Raw genomic sequence first — 13,904 nt, 5'->3', positions numbered from 1 at the left:
ATGAATCCCCCTTCGCTATCCGCCGACGCCGATGCGTCTTCCGACGCGTGGCTCGAAGCCGCCGCTCTGCGCAAGATCACCTGGCGCATCATGCCGTTCCTGTTTCTCGTCTACGTGTTGTCGTACCTGGACCGCGTCAACATCGGTTACGCGAAGCTGCAGTTCACCGGCGACCTCGGCCTTTCGAACGCGGCATACGGACTCGGCGCGGGGATCTTTTTCTTCGGCTATTTCGTGTTCGAAGTGCCGAGCAATCTGCTGCTGAAGAAGTTCGGCGCGCGCGCCACCATTGCCCGCATCACGATGCTGTGGGGACTGCTGTCATGTCTGATGATGTTCGTACGCTCGGAAACGATGTTCTACGTGCTGCGCTTTTTCCTCGGCGTCGCCGAGGCCGGACTGGTGCCGGGCGTGGTGCTGTATCTGACCTTCTGGTTTCCGTCCGACCGGCGCGCGCGGATGGTCGCCGTGTTCATGGCGGCGATTCCGGTGGCAGGAATCATCGGCGCGCCGTTATCGGGCTTTCTGATGTCGGCGCTGCATGAAGCGCACGGCTTGCGCGGCTGGCAGTGGATGTTCCTGATCGAAGGCATTCCGTCGATCCTCGCCGGCTTCTGGGCGCTCGCCGTGTTGCGCAACACGCCCGCCGAAGCCGCCTGGCTCACCGACGATGAAAAGCGCGTGATCCTCGGCCGTCTCTCGCGCGAAAACACGGCGGCGGCTGCGGCCGGCGCCGAGCAGAGTCTGGCGGTTGCATTGCGCTCGGGCCGCTTCTGGCTGCTGACGCTGATCTACTTTTGTCTCGTTACCGGCAATGCGGGTTTTTCGTTCTGGCTGCCGCAGATCGTCAAGGACCTCGGCGTCACGAATCTCGTCACGAACGGCTTCGTCACTGCGATTCCGTATCTCGCGGCGGGCATCGGCATGATCCTGATCGGCCGCTCATCGGATATTACTGGCGAGAGGCGCTGGCATTACGCCGTGTGCTGCTTCATCGGCGCGGCGGGCCTGCTCGGCAGCGCCTCGGTGACCAATTCGATTCCGCTCGCCGTCACCGGTTTGTCGATCGCCTATATTGGCATTCTGGCGGGCTTCGGCATCTTCTGGTCGATGTCCACCACGTTCCTGCAAGGCACCGCAGCCGTGGCTGGCATCGCCGTGATCAACTCGATTGCGAATCTGGCCGGCTATGTAAGCCCGTACGTGCTCGGCATCGTCAAGGATGCGACGCATAGCGTGACCTTCGGACTGGTGCTGATCGCGGGAGCATTGATCGCCGGCGGCCTGGTCACGTTGATGATGCCGCGCGTCAAGGTGCAGCATGCCGCGGCGGTGACGCCGAGGAGCGCCTGACACGCCAGGATTTCCGTGATTGCTGTGACGTGTGAGAACTAACTACGCGTCATGCGCAAGCGGCGCCGGTGAGCAACCGCCCACCCGGCGCCGTCCGCGTAAAACCTTGCTCTACAATGCGGACGACACCGCCCGCACCTTCTTCACATGACGCTTTTGCAGACTGCCCGCCGTTCCAGTGCCCCCCGCGAAACCGCCTCGGCGAGTCTCGCCGAGCAGGCCTATGCCTTCGTCAAGCGCGAGATCATCACGATGCGTTTGCGGCCGAGCGAGGTGCTCAACGAAGCGGAATTGATGGTGCTGACGGGCATCGGCAGAACACCGGTACATCAGGCGCTGCACCGGCTGGTGCACGAAGGCATGCTCACCATCATGCCGAGAAAGGGCATCATGGTCCGTCCGGTTTCGCTCGACGATGTGCTGGCGATCATCGACGTGCGGCTCGTCAACGAAAGCTACTGCGTCGAACTGGCCGCACGCCACGCGCAGCAACACGATTTCGACGCGATGCAGGCTTTGCTGGACCGCTCTTCGGTGTGCGTCGCCGCGCATGATATCGAGGGCATGATGGATATCGACCGCGAGTTTCATCTGGCGATTTCGGCGGCGTCGCGCAACCCTGTGCTGGCCGACATCCTGCGTGGGCTGCACGAACGCTCGCTGCGCTTCTGGTTCATTTCGCTGTCCGAGCCCCATCATCTCGAAGACGTCCACGAAGAACATCTGGAGCTGTTTCGCCTGCTGCGCGAACGCGATGCCGAAGGCGCCCGCCAATCGGTGCAAAAGCATATCGAAGCGTTCCGCGCGACATTATTCAACCGGATTTGACTGACCCCGAACGCGGGCCCGGCTGCGCAGTCAGCGGGAACCCGCTACAAAGTGAACTCAAGCTAACCGCGCATTTACCCGCGCATCTAACCTGGTCCTTCCCGACATCATGGCCACCGAATTCACGCCCTTCCCGCCGCTAGCCCAGCTTGCCGCCGACCTCGCCGCGGGCCGCACCACCAGCCGCGCGCTCGTTGAAACCGCGCTCGAACGGATCACCGATCCGGCCGGCCAGGGTGCGGTTGCCTTCATGCACGTCGACGCCGACAGCGCCCGCGCCGCCGCCGATGCGCACGACCGTTTGCGCGCCGCCGGCACCGTGCTCTCGCCGCTTGCCGGGATTCCTGTGTCGGTCAAAGATCTGTTCGATATCGAAGGCCAGCCGACCCGAGCGGGTTCCGTGGTGCTGGCCGACGCGCCCGCCGCCAAGGCGGACGCGGTCGCGGTTGCGCGCCTGAAACGGGCGGGCGCGGTAATCGTCGGGCGTACCAACATGAGCGAGTTCGCGTTTTCCGGGCTCGGCCTGAACCCGCACTACGGACATCCGCTGTCGCCGTATCAGCGCGGCGTGAAGGGCGACGAGCGGATTTCGGGCGGCTCCTCCTCGGGCGCGGCGGCGTCGGTCGCGGACGGCATGGCGGCCGTTGCACTCGGCACCGATACCGGCGGTTCGATCCGCATTCCGGCTGCGCTGTGCGGCCTGACGGGCTTCAAGCCGACCGCTGATCGTATTCCGAAGCAAGGCGGCGTACCGCTTTCGTCCACGCTCGACTCGTTCGGGCCGATCGGCGTCTCGGTGGCGTGCTGCGCGCTGGTCGACCGCATGCTGGCCGGGCTCGAGCCGCGCATTCCGGCGGCCCGGCCACTCGAAGGCGTGCGCCTTGGCGTATTGACCAATTTCGTGACCGACGGCGTCGAGCCGGCGGTCGCCGCCGCGATCGATACTGCCCTCAAGCATCTGGAAGCGGCCGGTGCGATCGTCACGGAAGTGCGCTTCGCGCCGCTCGACCGTCTGCCCGAGATCAACCGCTTCGGCTTTTCGCCGATCGAAGCGTATGCTTGGCACCGTCCGCTGCTGGAAAAGCACCGCGACCTATATGATCCGCGCGTGCTGGTGCGCATCCTGAAAGGCCAGCCGGCCAGCGCCGTCGACTATCTGGACCTGCTCGCCGAGCGCCAGGCCATGCTCGACGAAGCCGCCCGCACGCTGTGGCAGCGTTTCGACGCGGTCGTCGCACCGACCGTGCCGGTGGTCCCGCCGCGCGTAGCCGACCTGATCGACGACGATGAAGCATTTGGCCGCACCAACGCGCTGATCCTGCGCAACCCGAGCGTGTTCAACTTCCTCGACACCTGCGCGCTGTCGCTGCCTTGCCATCTGCGCGGCGACGCGCCCGTCGGCCTGATGCTGGCAGGCGCACCGCACACCGACGACGCCTTGCTGGCCATCGGCCGCGGCGCTGAGGCGGTGCTCAACGCGATTCGCTGAGTGGGACGCTAAACGGGACACAGAGCAGACGCCGAGCGAGGATTGCGCCTTAAAAGCGTGATAAGCGCCAGGGCGGGGGTTCGCGCTAGAATCGCGGGCACCTGCCCTTTCCGTTTCCAGACAGCCACACGACCCATGAATAATGACAATGCGATGCTGCGCCGCGAGCGCTCCCTGCTGGTTCTGCTTGGCCTGATCTGCGTCGGCCTCGTCGCCGGCGCGTTGTATCTGCAATACGGCTTGCACGAAGACCCGTGTCCGCTGTGCATCATCCAGCGCTATTTCTTCCTGCTGATCGCGATTTTTGCATTCCTCGGCGCACGCTTTAACAGCTGGCGCGGCGTGCGGCTGCTGGAAGTGCTGGCGGCCCTGTCGGCTCTGGGCGGCATCGTGACTGCCGCGCGGCACGTGTATGTGCAGGCCAATCCGGGCTTCAGCTGTGGCTTTGACGCGCTGCAGCCGGTGGTCGACAGTTTGCCGCCCGCGCAGTGGCTGCCCGGCGTCTTCAAGGTGGCAGGCCTCTGCGAAACGGCCTATCCGCCTATTCTCGGCCTGTCGCTGCCCACCTGGTCGCTGGTGGCTTTCGTCGTCGCTTTCGTGCCGCTGGCGCTGAGCCTGGTCAAGAATCGCCGCCGGATCGCCTGAGCCGGCTGTTCCGGCCGCTCCGATCCGGAATAGCCGGCCTCACGCCGGCCTTTGCCCCGCCTGCCAGGGCGGTTCAAAGGCCGGCGTTTTCACATCCGCTCCGGCCCCGTAAATTCGGCCAGCCCCTCTCTCCTGCCTCCCGCGAGTCAGCACCCGGCCTCCATCATTCTCCGCGCTGCCCCACCCTGCCTGGTTTTTCCCGATCCTCCACGCTTTAAGCAACTTCCCGCCGCGGCGCGAATCGTATTAATTACATGACTGCTTCCGAATAAGCTTCATGCGGGTTGGGAAATCTTTTCGGGACAAGGTAATGCTATCTTCGGAACTGGATGGCGATCTACGTGCGCGAGGCCGGCTTTGGCGCGACCCCATGCGTAACGCGCGCCCGGTCCGCACTGTCTTTCGGATTCGCCATGACAACGCAAACCATCCGCTTTTATCACCAGGGGTCCGTCCGTGAGGTCGCGGGCGTCCCGGCGACGCGCACCGTGCTGCAGCACCTGCGCGAGGATTTGCATTGCACGGGCACCAAGGAAGGCTGCGCGGAAGGCGACTGCGGCGCCTGCACGATAGTGATCGGCGAACTGGATGCACAAGGCGGGCTCGCGCTGAAAGCGGTCAACGCCTGTATTCAGTTCCTGCCGACGCTGGACGGCAAAGCCCTTTTCACCGTCGAAGACCTGCGCGCCGCCGACGGCGCCCTGCACCCCGTCCAACAGGCCATGGTCGATTGCCACGGCTCGCAGTGCGGTTTCTGCACTCCCGGCTTCGTGATGTCGATGTGGGCGCTGTATGAAAACCAGCCGGCGGCCGCCGGCCTGCCCACCCGCGATGAGATCAACGCCGCGCTGTCCGGCAATCTGTGCCGCTGCACCGGCTACCGGCCGATCGTCGATGCGTCGCAGAAGATGTTCGACTATCCGCAATATCCACGCGTGACGCTGGACCGCAAGGCGGTTGCAGACAAGCTGCGTGATATCCAACGCCGTGACACCTTCGAGTACAGCGCACCCGATACGCGTGGCGCCGCGTTCGGGTCACCCACATTCCATGCACCGGTCTCGCTCGGTGCGTTTGCCAAATTGCGCGCCGAGCATCCGCAAGCGCGCCTCCTGGCCGGCAGCACCGACGTCGGCCTGTGGGTCACCAAACAGTTCCGCGATCTCGGCGACATCCTCTACATCGGCAACGTCGCCGAATTGAAGACAATCGAACGAGATGCGCAGACGCTGACGATCGGCGCCGCCGTCACGCTCGAAGACGCCTACGCTGCGCTCGCCGCCGATTACCCCGAACTGGCCGAACTGTGGACGCGCTTTGCGTCGCTGCCGATCCGCAATGCCGGCACACTCGGCGGCAACGTCGCGAACGGCTCGCCAATCGGTGATTCGATGCCTGCGCTGCTCGCGCTCGACGCCGAAGTCGTGCTGCGCCACGGCGCCAAAACTCGCGCGCTGAAGCTCGATGCGTTCTACCTCGGCTATCAGAAAACCGCGCTCGCGGCAGGCGAATTCGTCGCCGCGCTGCGCGTGCCGCGTCCGGCGCGCGATTTACGCTTCCGCACGTACAAAGTGTCAAAGCGTTACGATCAGGACATCTCCGCGGTGTGCGCCGCATTCGCGCTGCACATCGGCGAAAACGGCACGATCAGGGACGCCCGCATTGCGTTCGGCGGCATGGCCGCGACACCCAAACGCGCCGCGCAAACCGAGGCCGCGCTGATTGGCGCAACATGGAACGAAAGCACCGCGCGGCAAGCGATGAACGCACTCGTCGCCGATTACCAGCCGCTCACTGACATGCGCGCCTCGAGCGCCTATCGACTGAAGGTGGCGCGCAATGTGTTGTGGCGCTTCCACCTCGAAACGCGCGATGACGCGCCGCTCGCCCTCTTCGACGTGAATGCGTTCGCGTACGAAACCGGCGCGCCCGACGCGGCCGTTGCGAAGGAGTCGTCGTGATGAACCGGACCGATGCTTTCGTCGAACATGCTGCGCACCAGGCTGACAAGCACGCCGCCATTCAGGAGAGCGATACGGCGATCGGCATCTCCTTGCCGCATGAATCGGCTGCGCTGCATGTGAGCGGCGAAGCCACCTACACCGACGACGTCCCCGAATTGCAAGGCACGCTGCACGCAGCGCTTGGGCTGTCGCGGCATGCGCACGCGCGGATCGTGTCGCTCGATCTGGACGCTGTCAGAAAAGCGCCTGGCGTGATCGCCGTGCTGACCGCCGAAGACATCCCTGGCGAGAACAATTGCGGACCTGTGCTGCACGACGATCCGATTCTCGCTGTAGACGAAGTGCTGTATCTCGGCCAACCGGTGTTCGCGGTGATCGCCGAGAGTCATGAGCTCGCGCGGCGCGCCGCAGCGCTGGCCAAAAGCGACGACGTCGTGCGATATGAACCGCTCGAGGTCGTCCTCACTCCCGCCGAAGCGAAAGCCAATAAGCAATTCGTCCTGCCGCCGCTGCATCTGAGGCGCGGCGAACCCGATGCGAAAATCGCCGCCGCGCCGCATAAAATCCGCGGCACATTCGAAGTCGGCGGCCAGGAACAGTTTTATCTCGAAGGCCAGATCGCCTACGCCGTGCCGAAGGAAATGGACGGCATGCTCGTCTACAGTTCGACGCAGCATCCGAGCGAAATGCAGCAGGTCGTCGCGCATATGCTCGGCTGGCCGGCGCACAACGTCGTGTGCGAATGCCGGCGGATGGGCGGCGGATTCGGCGGCAAGGAATCGCAATCGGCGATGTTCGCGTGCGTGGCATCGCTGGCGGCAAAACTGCTGCGCCGGCCGGTCAAACTGCGCGCCGACCGCGACGACGATTTCATGATCACCGGCAAGCGCCACGACGCGGTCTACGAGTACGAAGCAGGCTTTGACGATAGCGGCCGCATCCTCGGCGCGCGCGTCGAAATTGCCTTGCGAGCCGGCTATTCCGCTGACTTGTCCGGTGCGGTCGCAACGCGTGCCGTCTGTCACTTCGACAACGCGTACTACCTGTCCGACGTCGACATTGTCGCGCTGTGCTGCAAGACGAACACGCAATCGAACACCGCATTCCGCGGCTTCGGCGGCCCGCAAGGCGCGCTGGTGATGGAAGTGATGCTCGACAGCATCGCACGTCAATTGCACTGCGATCCGCTCGACGTGCGGCTCGCCAACTACTACGGCATCGGCGAACGCGACACGACGCCGTACGGACAGCGCGTCGACGACAACATCATCGCGCCGCTAACGGATGAGTTGCTCGAAACCAGCGACTACCGCGCGCGCCGTGAAGCGATCGCCGCGTTCAATGCGAAAAGTCCGGTGCTCAAACGCGGCCTCGCGTTCTCGCCGGTGAAGTTCGGCATCTCGTTCAACGTGCCGTTTCTAAATCAGGCCGGCGCGCTGGTGCATGTGTACAAAGACGGTTCGGTACTCGTCAATCACGGCGGCACCGAAATGGGCCAGGGGCTGAATACGAAGGTCGCGCAAGTCGTCGCGAACCAGCTCGGCCTGCCGCTTTCGCGCGTGCGCGTGACGGCGACCGATACGTCGAAGATCGCCAACACCTCGGCGACCGCCGCCTCCACCGGCAGCGACCTGAACGGCAAAGCCGCCGAAGCCGCTGCGCGGACCATTCGTGACAGGCTCGCCACACTCGCGGCGAAGCAACTCGGCGGCAGCTCCGATGCAGTGGAATTCGCCAGCGGTGAAGTGTCGGTGAACGGCGGTGCGATGCCATTCGAGCAACTGGTCGCCGCCGCGTATCTGGCGCGCGTGCAATTGTGGTCGGACGGGTTCTACACGACGCCGAAAGTGCACTGGGACGCAAAAACGCTGACCGGTCACCCGTTTTATTACTTTGCGTACGGAGCGGCCGTGTCGGAAGTGGTGATCGACACGCTGACCGGCGAATGGAAACTGGTGCGCGCGGACGTGTTGCACGACGCCGGCCAATCGATCAATCCGGCGATCGATCTCGGCCAGGTGGAAGGTGGCTTCATTCAGGGCATGGGCTGGCTCACCACCGAGGAATTGTGGTGGAACCGCGATGGCCGCCTGATGACGCACGCGCCGTCGACCTACAAGATTCCGGCCGTCAGCGATACGCCCACGGCGTTCAATGTGCGGCTTTATCAGAATCAGAACGTCGAGCCGACCGTGTTCCATTCGAAGGCAGTAGGCGAGCCGCCACTGCTGCTGCCGTTCTCGGTGTTTCTCGCGATTCGCGACGCGGTTGCGGCCGCGGTGCCGGGTGCGGAAAACGCGCCGCAGCTTCGTGCACCGGCGACGCCCGAAGCGATTCTCGACGCGCTGGATGCTTTGCAATCGCCCGCGACGGCGACGGAACCCGCAACAGGACAGCCAACGGAACAAGCAACGGAAGCGACGGTGGGAGTCACAACCACAACCGCCACCACGCCGGTTTAGCAATTTGATGAAGCGTTGAACGACGTTAAGCAACTTAAAACCTGGGCCCGACGCGACACGAACGCGTTGCGCCACACTCAACCGGCCGCACGGACACCCCGCGCGGCCACGTATGGAGAACCGCCGGATGCAAGCCTGGCTACCTGACCTGCAACAACTGCTCGCGCACGGCGACGCCGCCGTGCTGGTGACGGTCGCACGCGTCGAAGGTTCGGCGCCCCGCGAAGCCGGCACCAAGATGATCGTCACGCGCGATTCGGCCAAGCACACGATCGGCGGCGGACACCTCGAATGGAAAGCCATCGAGACCGCGCGTCAGGTGCTGCGCGACGGCATGCGCTCGCCGCATATGCGCCGCCTCGAACGTTTCGCGCTTGGCCCCAGTCTCGGTCAGTGCTGCGGCGGCGCCGTGATTCTCGCCTTCGAGCGCCTCGACATCGGCGACCTCGGCTGGATCACCTCGCTCGCGAAACGCGTGGCGGCAGGCCTTTCGACGGTGCGTAGCGTATCATTCGGCCCCGCACCGGATGCGGTGATGCTGTCCGACCCCGAGCCGGGTGTCGATGCCTCCGACTGCCTGCTGTGGGACGGCGCCGGTTTCGACGACAGCGGCGCGCTGCTCACCGAGACCATCGCGCCAGGCGACTTCCAGGTCGTGCTGTTCGGCGCCGGTCACGTGGGCGCGGCGCTGGTTCGCGTGCTGGCCACGCTGCCTTGCACCGTGCGCTGGGTCGACGAGCGCGACGCGCAGTTTCCGCCTGTGGAAACGCTGCATGCGCCGAACGTGAAGATCGATCCGAACGATGCACCCGACGAAGCCATCGATCAGGCTGCGCCGCACACGTACTTCATCGTGATGACGCACAACCATGCGCTCGATCTCGAGTTGGCCGAGCGCATTCTGCGGCGTGGCGATTTCGCGTTCTTCGGCATGATCGGCTCGCACAGCAAGCGCAAGCAGTTCGAACATCGGCTGGCCGCGCGTGGCATCGATCCTTCGCAGATTGCACGGATGAAGTGCCCGCTCGGCGTCGACGGTATCGTCGACAAGTCGCCGGAGATCATTGCGATCTCCGCGGCGGCTCAAGTGTTGCAGGCAGTGGAGGCGAATGCGGGCGCGCACGCGGCGCAGACGGTCTGATTTGTCGCACAATCGACCTGCCGCCCCAACGAGATTGCATCCTGTCCTGCATCCCGCATCCGGCGCGAACCGACTCTAAACCAAATGCTGACCGACCATGAATACAACAACCGCTACCCCCACGGCACTCATTGAGAAAGCCGCTCGCGCCCCGAAGGCCGAGTTGCACATCCATATTGAAGGCTCGCTCGAACCCGAGCTGATCTTCGCGCTCGCCGAACGCAACGGCGTGAAGCTCGCGTACGAGTCGATCGATGCCTTGCGCGCTGCGTATGCGTTCACCGATCTCCAATCGTTCCTCGACATCTACTACGCCGGCGCGAGCGTGCTGCTGCACGAGCAGGACTTCTACGACATGACGACGGCGTATGTCGAACGCTGCCTCGCCGATAACGTGATTCACAGCGAAATCTTCTTCGATCCGCAGACGCATACGGAACGTGGCGTGCCGATCGCAACCGTCGTCGCGGGCATTGATCGCGCGTTGGCCGATGCGGAAAAGCGCGGCATGACGAGCAAGCTGATTCTGTGTTTCCTGCGCCACCTATCGGAAGAAGACGCACTCGCCACGTTCGAAGAAGCGCTGCCGCTGTTCGAGCAGTACAAGCATCGCCTGATCGGCGTGGGTCTCGATTCGTCCGAACGCGGCCATCCGCCTTCGAAGTTCGAACGGGTCTTCGCGAAGGCACGCGCGCTCGGTCTGAAACTGGTCGCGCATGCGGGCGAAGAAGGTCCGCCGTCGTATATCTACGAAGCGCTCGATCTGCTCAAAGTGGACCGCGTCGACCACGGCGTGCGCAGTATCGAAGATCCGGCGCTGGTCACGCGCCTCGCCGATTCGCGCGTCGCGCTGACCGTGTGTCCGTTGTCGAACCTCAAGCTCTGCGTGTTCGACGACATGACCAAGCACACGCTGAAGGACCTGCTCGATCGCGGCGTAGCCGTCACGGTGAATTCCGACGATCCCGCTTATTTCGGCGGTTACGTGAACGCCAACTATTTCGCCACGATCGACGCGTTGAAGCTCAACGATGCCGAGGTCTACACGATCATCCGCAACAGCTTCGAAGCGTCGTTCGTCACGCCCGAGCAACGCAGCGAACTGATCGCGAAGCTCGACGCGCACTGGCACCCAGGCGGCCCGCACTGACGGGCCAATGAATGGCAGCCGGCGGCGGCACGGGTTCGTTTCACACCCAGAATCAAGCCGCCGTCTGCGCTGTTTAGCTCCTCACAAATACGGAGACGGTTTTTCCATGACTCAACCGACACAATCAGCGTTCCGCGCACAACTGCTGACCTTCAACGGCGACCCTGCGCAATCGCCCAACGCGGCGGTCTTCAACGAGGACGGTTTGCTGATCGTCGAAGACGGCCATGTTGTCGCGGCGGGCGCGTATGCAGCGCTCGCGTCGCAACTCGCGCCGGGCACCCATGTGCAGGAAATGCGCGACAAGCTGATCGTGCCGGGTTTCATCGATACGCACATCCATTACCCGCAGACCGACATGATCGCGTCGCCGGCGCCGGGTCTCCTGCCGTGGCTCGACACGTACACGTTCCCGACGGAGCGCCGTTTCACCGATCCGGCGTATGCGCGCGATACGGCGAGCTTCTTCGTCGAAGAACTGCTGGCTTGCGGCACGACCACCGCGCTCGTGTATTGCACGGTCCACAAGGAATCGGCCGACGCCCTCTTCACCGAAAGCGAAGCGCGCAATCTGCGCATGGTGGCCGGCAAGGTGCTGATGGACCGCAACTGCCCCGAGTTTCTGCGCGACACCGCGCAATCGGGTTACGACGACAGCGCCGAGCTGATCGGCCGCTGGCACAACCGTGGCCGCCAGATGTACGCGCTCACGCCGCGTTTCGCGCCGACCTCGACCGAAGCACAACTCGAAGCGTGCGGCGTGCTGGCGGGCAAGCATCCGGACATCTTCATCCAGAGCCACGTCGCCGAGAATACCGATGAAGTGAAATGGGTCGCCGATCTGTTCCCGGGCCACCGCAGCTATCTGGACATCTACGATCACTACGGCCTGCTGCGCCGCCGCGCGGTGTACGGCCATTGCATCTACCTCGACGAGGAAGACCGCAAGCGCATGGCGCAAACCGGCACAGTGGCCTCGCACTGCCCGACCTCGAACCTGTTCCTCGGCAGCGGCCTGTTCGACTTCGACAAGGCCGACGAAGCCGGCATGCCGATCGCGCTGGCAACCGACGTTGGCGGCGGCACCTCATTCTCGATGCTGCAAACGATGAACGAAGCGCATAAGGTCGCGCGTCTGACGGGTCATCATCTGACGGCCACGCGGATGTTCTATCTCGCCACCGCAGGTGCCGCTGAAGCGCTCGATCTGGCCGACAAGGTCGGCACCCTGAAGCCGAAGTCGGAAGCCGATTTCGTCGTGCTCGATCCGCAAGCCACGCCGCTGCTCGCGCGCCGTACCGCACGCACCGAGTCGCTCGAAGAACTGCTGTTCGCGTTCGCGCTGCTCGGCGACGACCGCGCGATCTATGAAACGTATGCCGCGGGCAAGCGCGTGCATCGTCGCGACGACGTGCGTCAGCATGCGCCGCGCGCGGCGAAGATCGCGGCCTGATTGGATTCGTAAGCCGACGTGTGAATTGAATCAGGCCTTTGAATAAAAAACGGCGCTTCCTTGAGGAAGCGCCGTTTTCTTTTGCCCATGCGGTGCAGCCCGACCAACGGTCAACGATCAATGGTCACGCGTGAGTGCACACGTCGTGCAACGCATTCAAGCGCCGCACCGGATCGGCGACATACGGATTCGACTCATCCCATGCGTAACCCGCCAGCACCGCGCTGATCATGCGGCGGATCGACGGCGTCTGGTCCGGATAGAAAATGATGTCCTGCAGCTCGCCCGTGTACCAGCGTTCGACAAACGCGCGGAACGTATCGATCCCCTTACGCAACGGTACGTCGTAAGCGGACGACCAGTCCACCTGCTCGCCATTCAGTTGCCGGTTCAACGTCTGCACCGCGAGATGCGCGGAACGCAACGCAATCGTCACGCCGGACGAGAACACCGGATCGAGAAATTCGCCCGCATTGCCGAGCAACGCGTAGCCGGGTCCATGCAAGCGCTCGACGTTCGCCGCGTATCCGCCGATATGACGCACCGGCATCAGAAACGGTGCATTGCCGATCAACGGCCCGAGTGTCGGCTCCTGCTGGATCAATGCCCGCAGTTTCGTGTCGCGCTCGGCTTCCGGCACATCGAGGAAACTGGCCTCCGCCACGCAACCCACCGACGAACGGCCGCCCGCCAGCGGAATCATCCAGAACCACACGTCGCGGCGCTCCGGGTGCGTCGCCACGCAGATCTTGTTGCGATCGGTCACGCCGACCGGAATGCCATCGCGTACGTGCGTAAAGATCGCGGCACGTGTCGGCATGCGCGTAGGCGCTTCGAGATTCAGCAAGCGTGGCAGCACGCGGCCGAAGCCACTCGCGTCGAACACGAAGTGCGCCTCCACTTCATACGCGTTTCCCGCTTCGTCGATCACGTCGAGTACCGGCTTGTTGCCATTTTCACCGGTTTGCATCGCGCGCACCGTGTGACCGAAGCGCACGTCGGCGCCCTGCTGGGCCGCGCAGCGAATCAGAATATCGTCGAACACCGCGCGCTCGACCTGGTACGTGGTGCCCCACCCCGGCGAATGCTTATCGCGGAAGTCGAACGCCGACGACTGGCCGCGGTGAATGAAATGCGCGCCGTTCTTGTACTGGAAACCGGCTTCGACCACCGCCTGCAGCATGCCCGCCTCTTCGAGGTAGGCCATGCTTTGCGGCAGCAGACTTTCGCCGATCGAGAAGCGCGGAAAATGCTGGCGCTCCAGCACCAGCACCGACCGGCCCGACCGGCGCAGGAGCGCCGCCGCGACTGCGCCTGCCGGACCCGCACCAATGATCGCTACGTCGACGGTTATGCGCTTTGACGAATGTGTACTCAAGGTTGCCTCAATCGTTTGCTTGCACTGAACAGCATTACGCT

At 63.9% G+C, this 13,904-nt stretch carries 10 protein-coding genes; 9 read left to right on the top strand and 1 reads right to left on the bottom strand.

All coding sequences use genetic code 11. The features are described 5' to 3' along the window. The 9 genes from M0D68_RS22195 to guaD all read left to right on the top strand — a co-directional run bounded on the left by M0D68_RS22195 (position 1) and on the right by guaD (position 12,485). A complete protein-coding gene (locus tag M0D68_RS22195; RefSeq protein ID WP_200618144.1) occupies positions 1-1,353 on the top strand; it encodes an MFS transporter in 1,353 nt (450 codons plus the stop codon). Positions 1,354-1,500: 147 nt separating this feature from the next. After that, positions 1,501-2,181, top strand: coding sequence for a GntR family transcriptional regulator (locus tag M0D68_RS22190; RefSeq protein WP_054037259.1), 681 nt, complete (start codon positions 1,501-1,503; stop codon positions 2,179-2,181). A 109-nt stretch (positions 2,182-2,290) separates the two neighbouring features. Further along, positions 2,291-3,670 carry an amidase gene (locus M0D68_RS22185; protein WP_200618143.1) on the top strand — a complete coding sequence of 460 codons (1,380 nt, stop codon included), beginning with the start codon at positions 2,291-2,293 and terminating at the stop codon, positions 3,668-3,670. Positions 3,671-3,805: 135 nt separating this feature from the next. Continuing rightward, a complete protein-coding gene (locus M0D68_RS22180) occupies positions 3,806-4,315 on the top strand; it encodes a disulfide bond formation protein B (protein WP_097390115.1) in 510 nt (169 codons plus the stop codon). A 413-nt stretch (positions 4,316-4,728) separates the two neighbouring features. After that, the gene (gene xdhA / locus M0D68_RS22175; protein ID WP_200618142.1) at positions 4,729-6,276 is read left to right on the top strand and encodes a xanthine dehydrogenase small subunit; all 1,548 of its coding nucleotides are present in this window, start codon (positions 4,729-4,731) and stop codon (positions 6,274-6,276) included. Beyond that, positions 6,276-8,741, top strand: coding sequence for a xanthine dehydrogenase molybdopterin binding subunit (gene xdhB, locus M0D68_RS22170; protein WP_200618141.1), 2,466 nt, complete (start codon positions 6,276-6,278; stop codon positions 8,739-8,741). Before xdhA ends, xdhB begins: the two co-directional genes overlap by 1 nt. A gap of 127 nt (positions 8,742-8,868) precedes the next feature. Continuing rightward, entirely contained in the window at positions 8,869-9,882 is a 1,014-nt protein-coding gene (gene xdhC, locus M0D68_RS22165) for a xanthine dehydrogenase accessory protein XdhC (RefSeq protein ID WP_175050982.1), read from the top strand. 97 nt (positions 9,883-9,979) lie between these two features. Beyond that, positions 9,980-11,032, top strand: coding sequence for an adenosine deaminase (locus M0D68_RS22160; protein ID WP_200618140.1), 1,053 nt, complete (start codon positions 9,980-9,982; stop codon positions 11,030-11,032). A gap of 106 nt (positions 11,033-11,138) precedes the next feature. Beyond that, positions 11,139-12,485 carry a guanine deaminase gene (gene guaD, locus M0D68_RS22155; RefSeq protein WP_200564676.1) on the top strand — a complete coding sequence of 449 codons (1,347 nt, stop codon included), beginning with the start codon at positions 11,139-11,141 and terminating at the stop codon, positions 12,483-12,485. A 124-nt stretch (positions 12,486-12,609) separates the two neighbouring features. Here the strand turns inward: guaD and M0D68_RS22150 are convergent, their stop codons facing one another. Beyond that, on the bottom strand, positions 12,610-13,863 hold the full coding sequence (locus tag M0D68_RS22150) for an NAD(P)/FAD-dependent oxidoreductase (RefSeq protein ID WP_200618139.1): 1,254 nt from the start codon (positions 13,861-13,863) through the stop codon (positions 12,610-12,612). Between the last annotated feature and the right edge of the window lie 41 nt (positions 13,864-13,904).

The organism is Paraburkholderia sp. SEWSISQ10-3 4 (assembly GCF_030464785.1).
Lineage (GTDB): Bacteria > Pseudomonadota > Gammaproteobacteria > Burkholderiales > Burkholderiaceae > Paraburkholderia > Paraburkholderia aspalathi.
The sequence above is the reverse complement of the archived record's forward strand: the minus strand, read 5'-3'. Positions and strand labels throughout refer to the sequence as shown.

Bases quoted from the DNA above. Each gene is read 5' to 3' on its own strand.
- M0D68_RS22195 (WP_200618144.1), top strand. From the start codon at position 1: ATGAATCCCCCTTCGCTATCCGCCGACGCCGATGCGTCTTCCGACGCG.
- xdhC (WP_175050982.1), top strand. From the start codon at position 8,869: ATGCAAGCCTGGCTACCTGACCTGCAACAACTGCTCGCGCACGGCGAC.
- M0D68_RS22190 (WP_054037259.1), top strand. From the start codon at position 1,501: ATGACGCTTTTGCAGACTGCCCGCCGTTCCAGTGCCCCCCGCGAAACC.
- M0D68_RS22180 (WP_097390115.1), top strand. From the start codon at position 3,806: ATGAATAATGACAATGCGATGCTGCGCCGCGAGCGCTCCCTGCTGGTT.
- M0D68_RS22185 (WP_200618143.1), top strand. From the start codon at position 2,291: ATGGCCACCGAATTCACGCCCTTCCCGCCGCTAGCCCAGCTTGCCGCC.
- xdhA (WP_200618142.1), top strand. From the start codon at position 4,729: ATGACAACGCAAACCATCCGCTTTTATCACCAGGGGTCCGTCCGTGAG.
- M0D68_RS22160 (WP_200618140.1), top strand. From the start codon at position 9,980: ATGAATACAACAACCGCTACCCCCACGGCACTCATTGAGAAAGCCGCT.
- guaD (WP_200564676.1), top strand. From the start codon at position 11,139: ATGACTCAACCGACACAATCAGCGTTCCGCGCACAACTGCTGACCTTC.
- xdhB (WP_200618141.1), top strand. From the start codon at position 6,276: ATGAACCGGACCGATGCTTTCGTCGAACATGCTGCGCACCAGGCTGAC.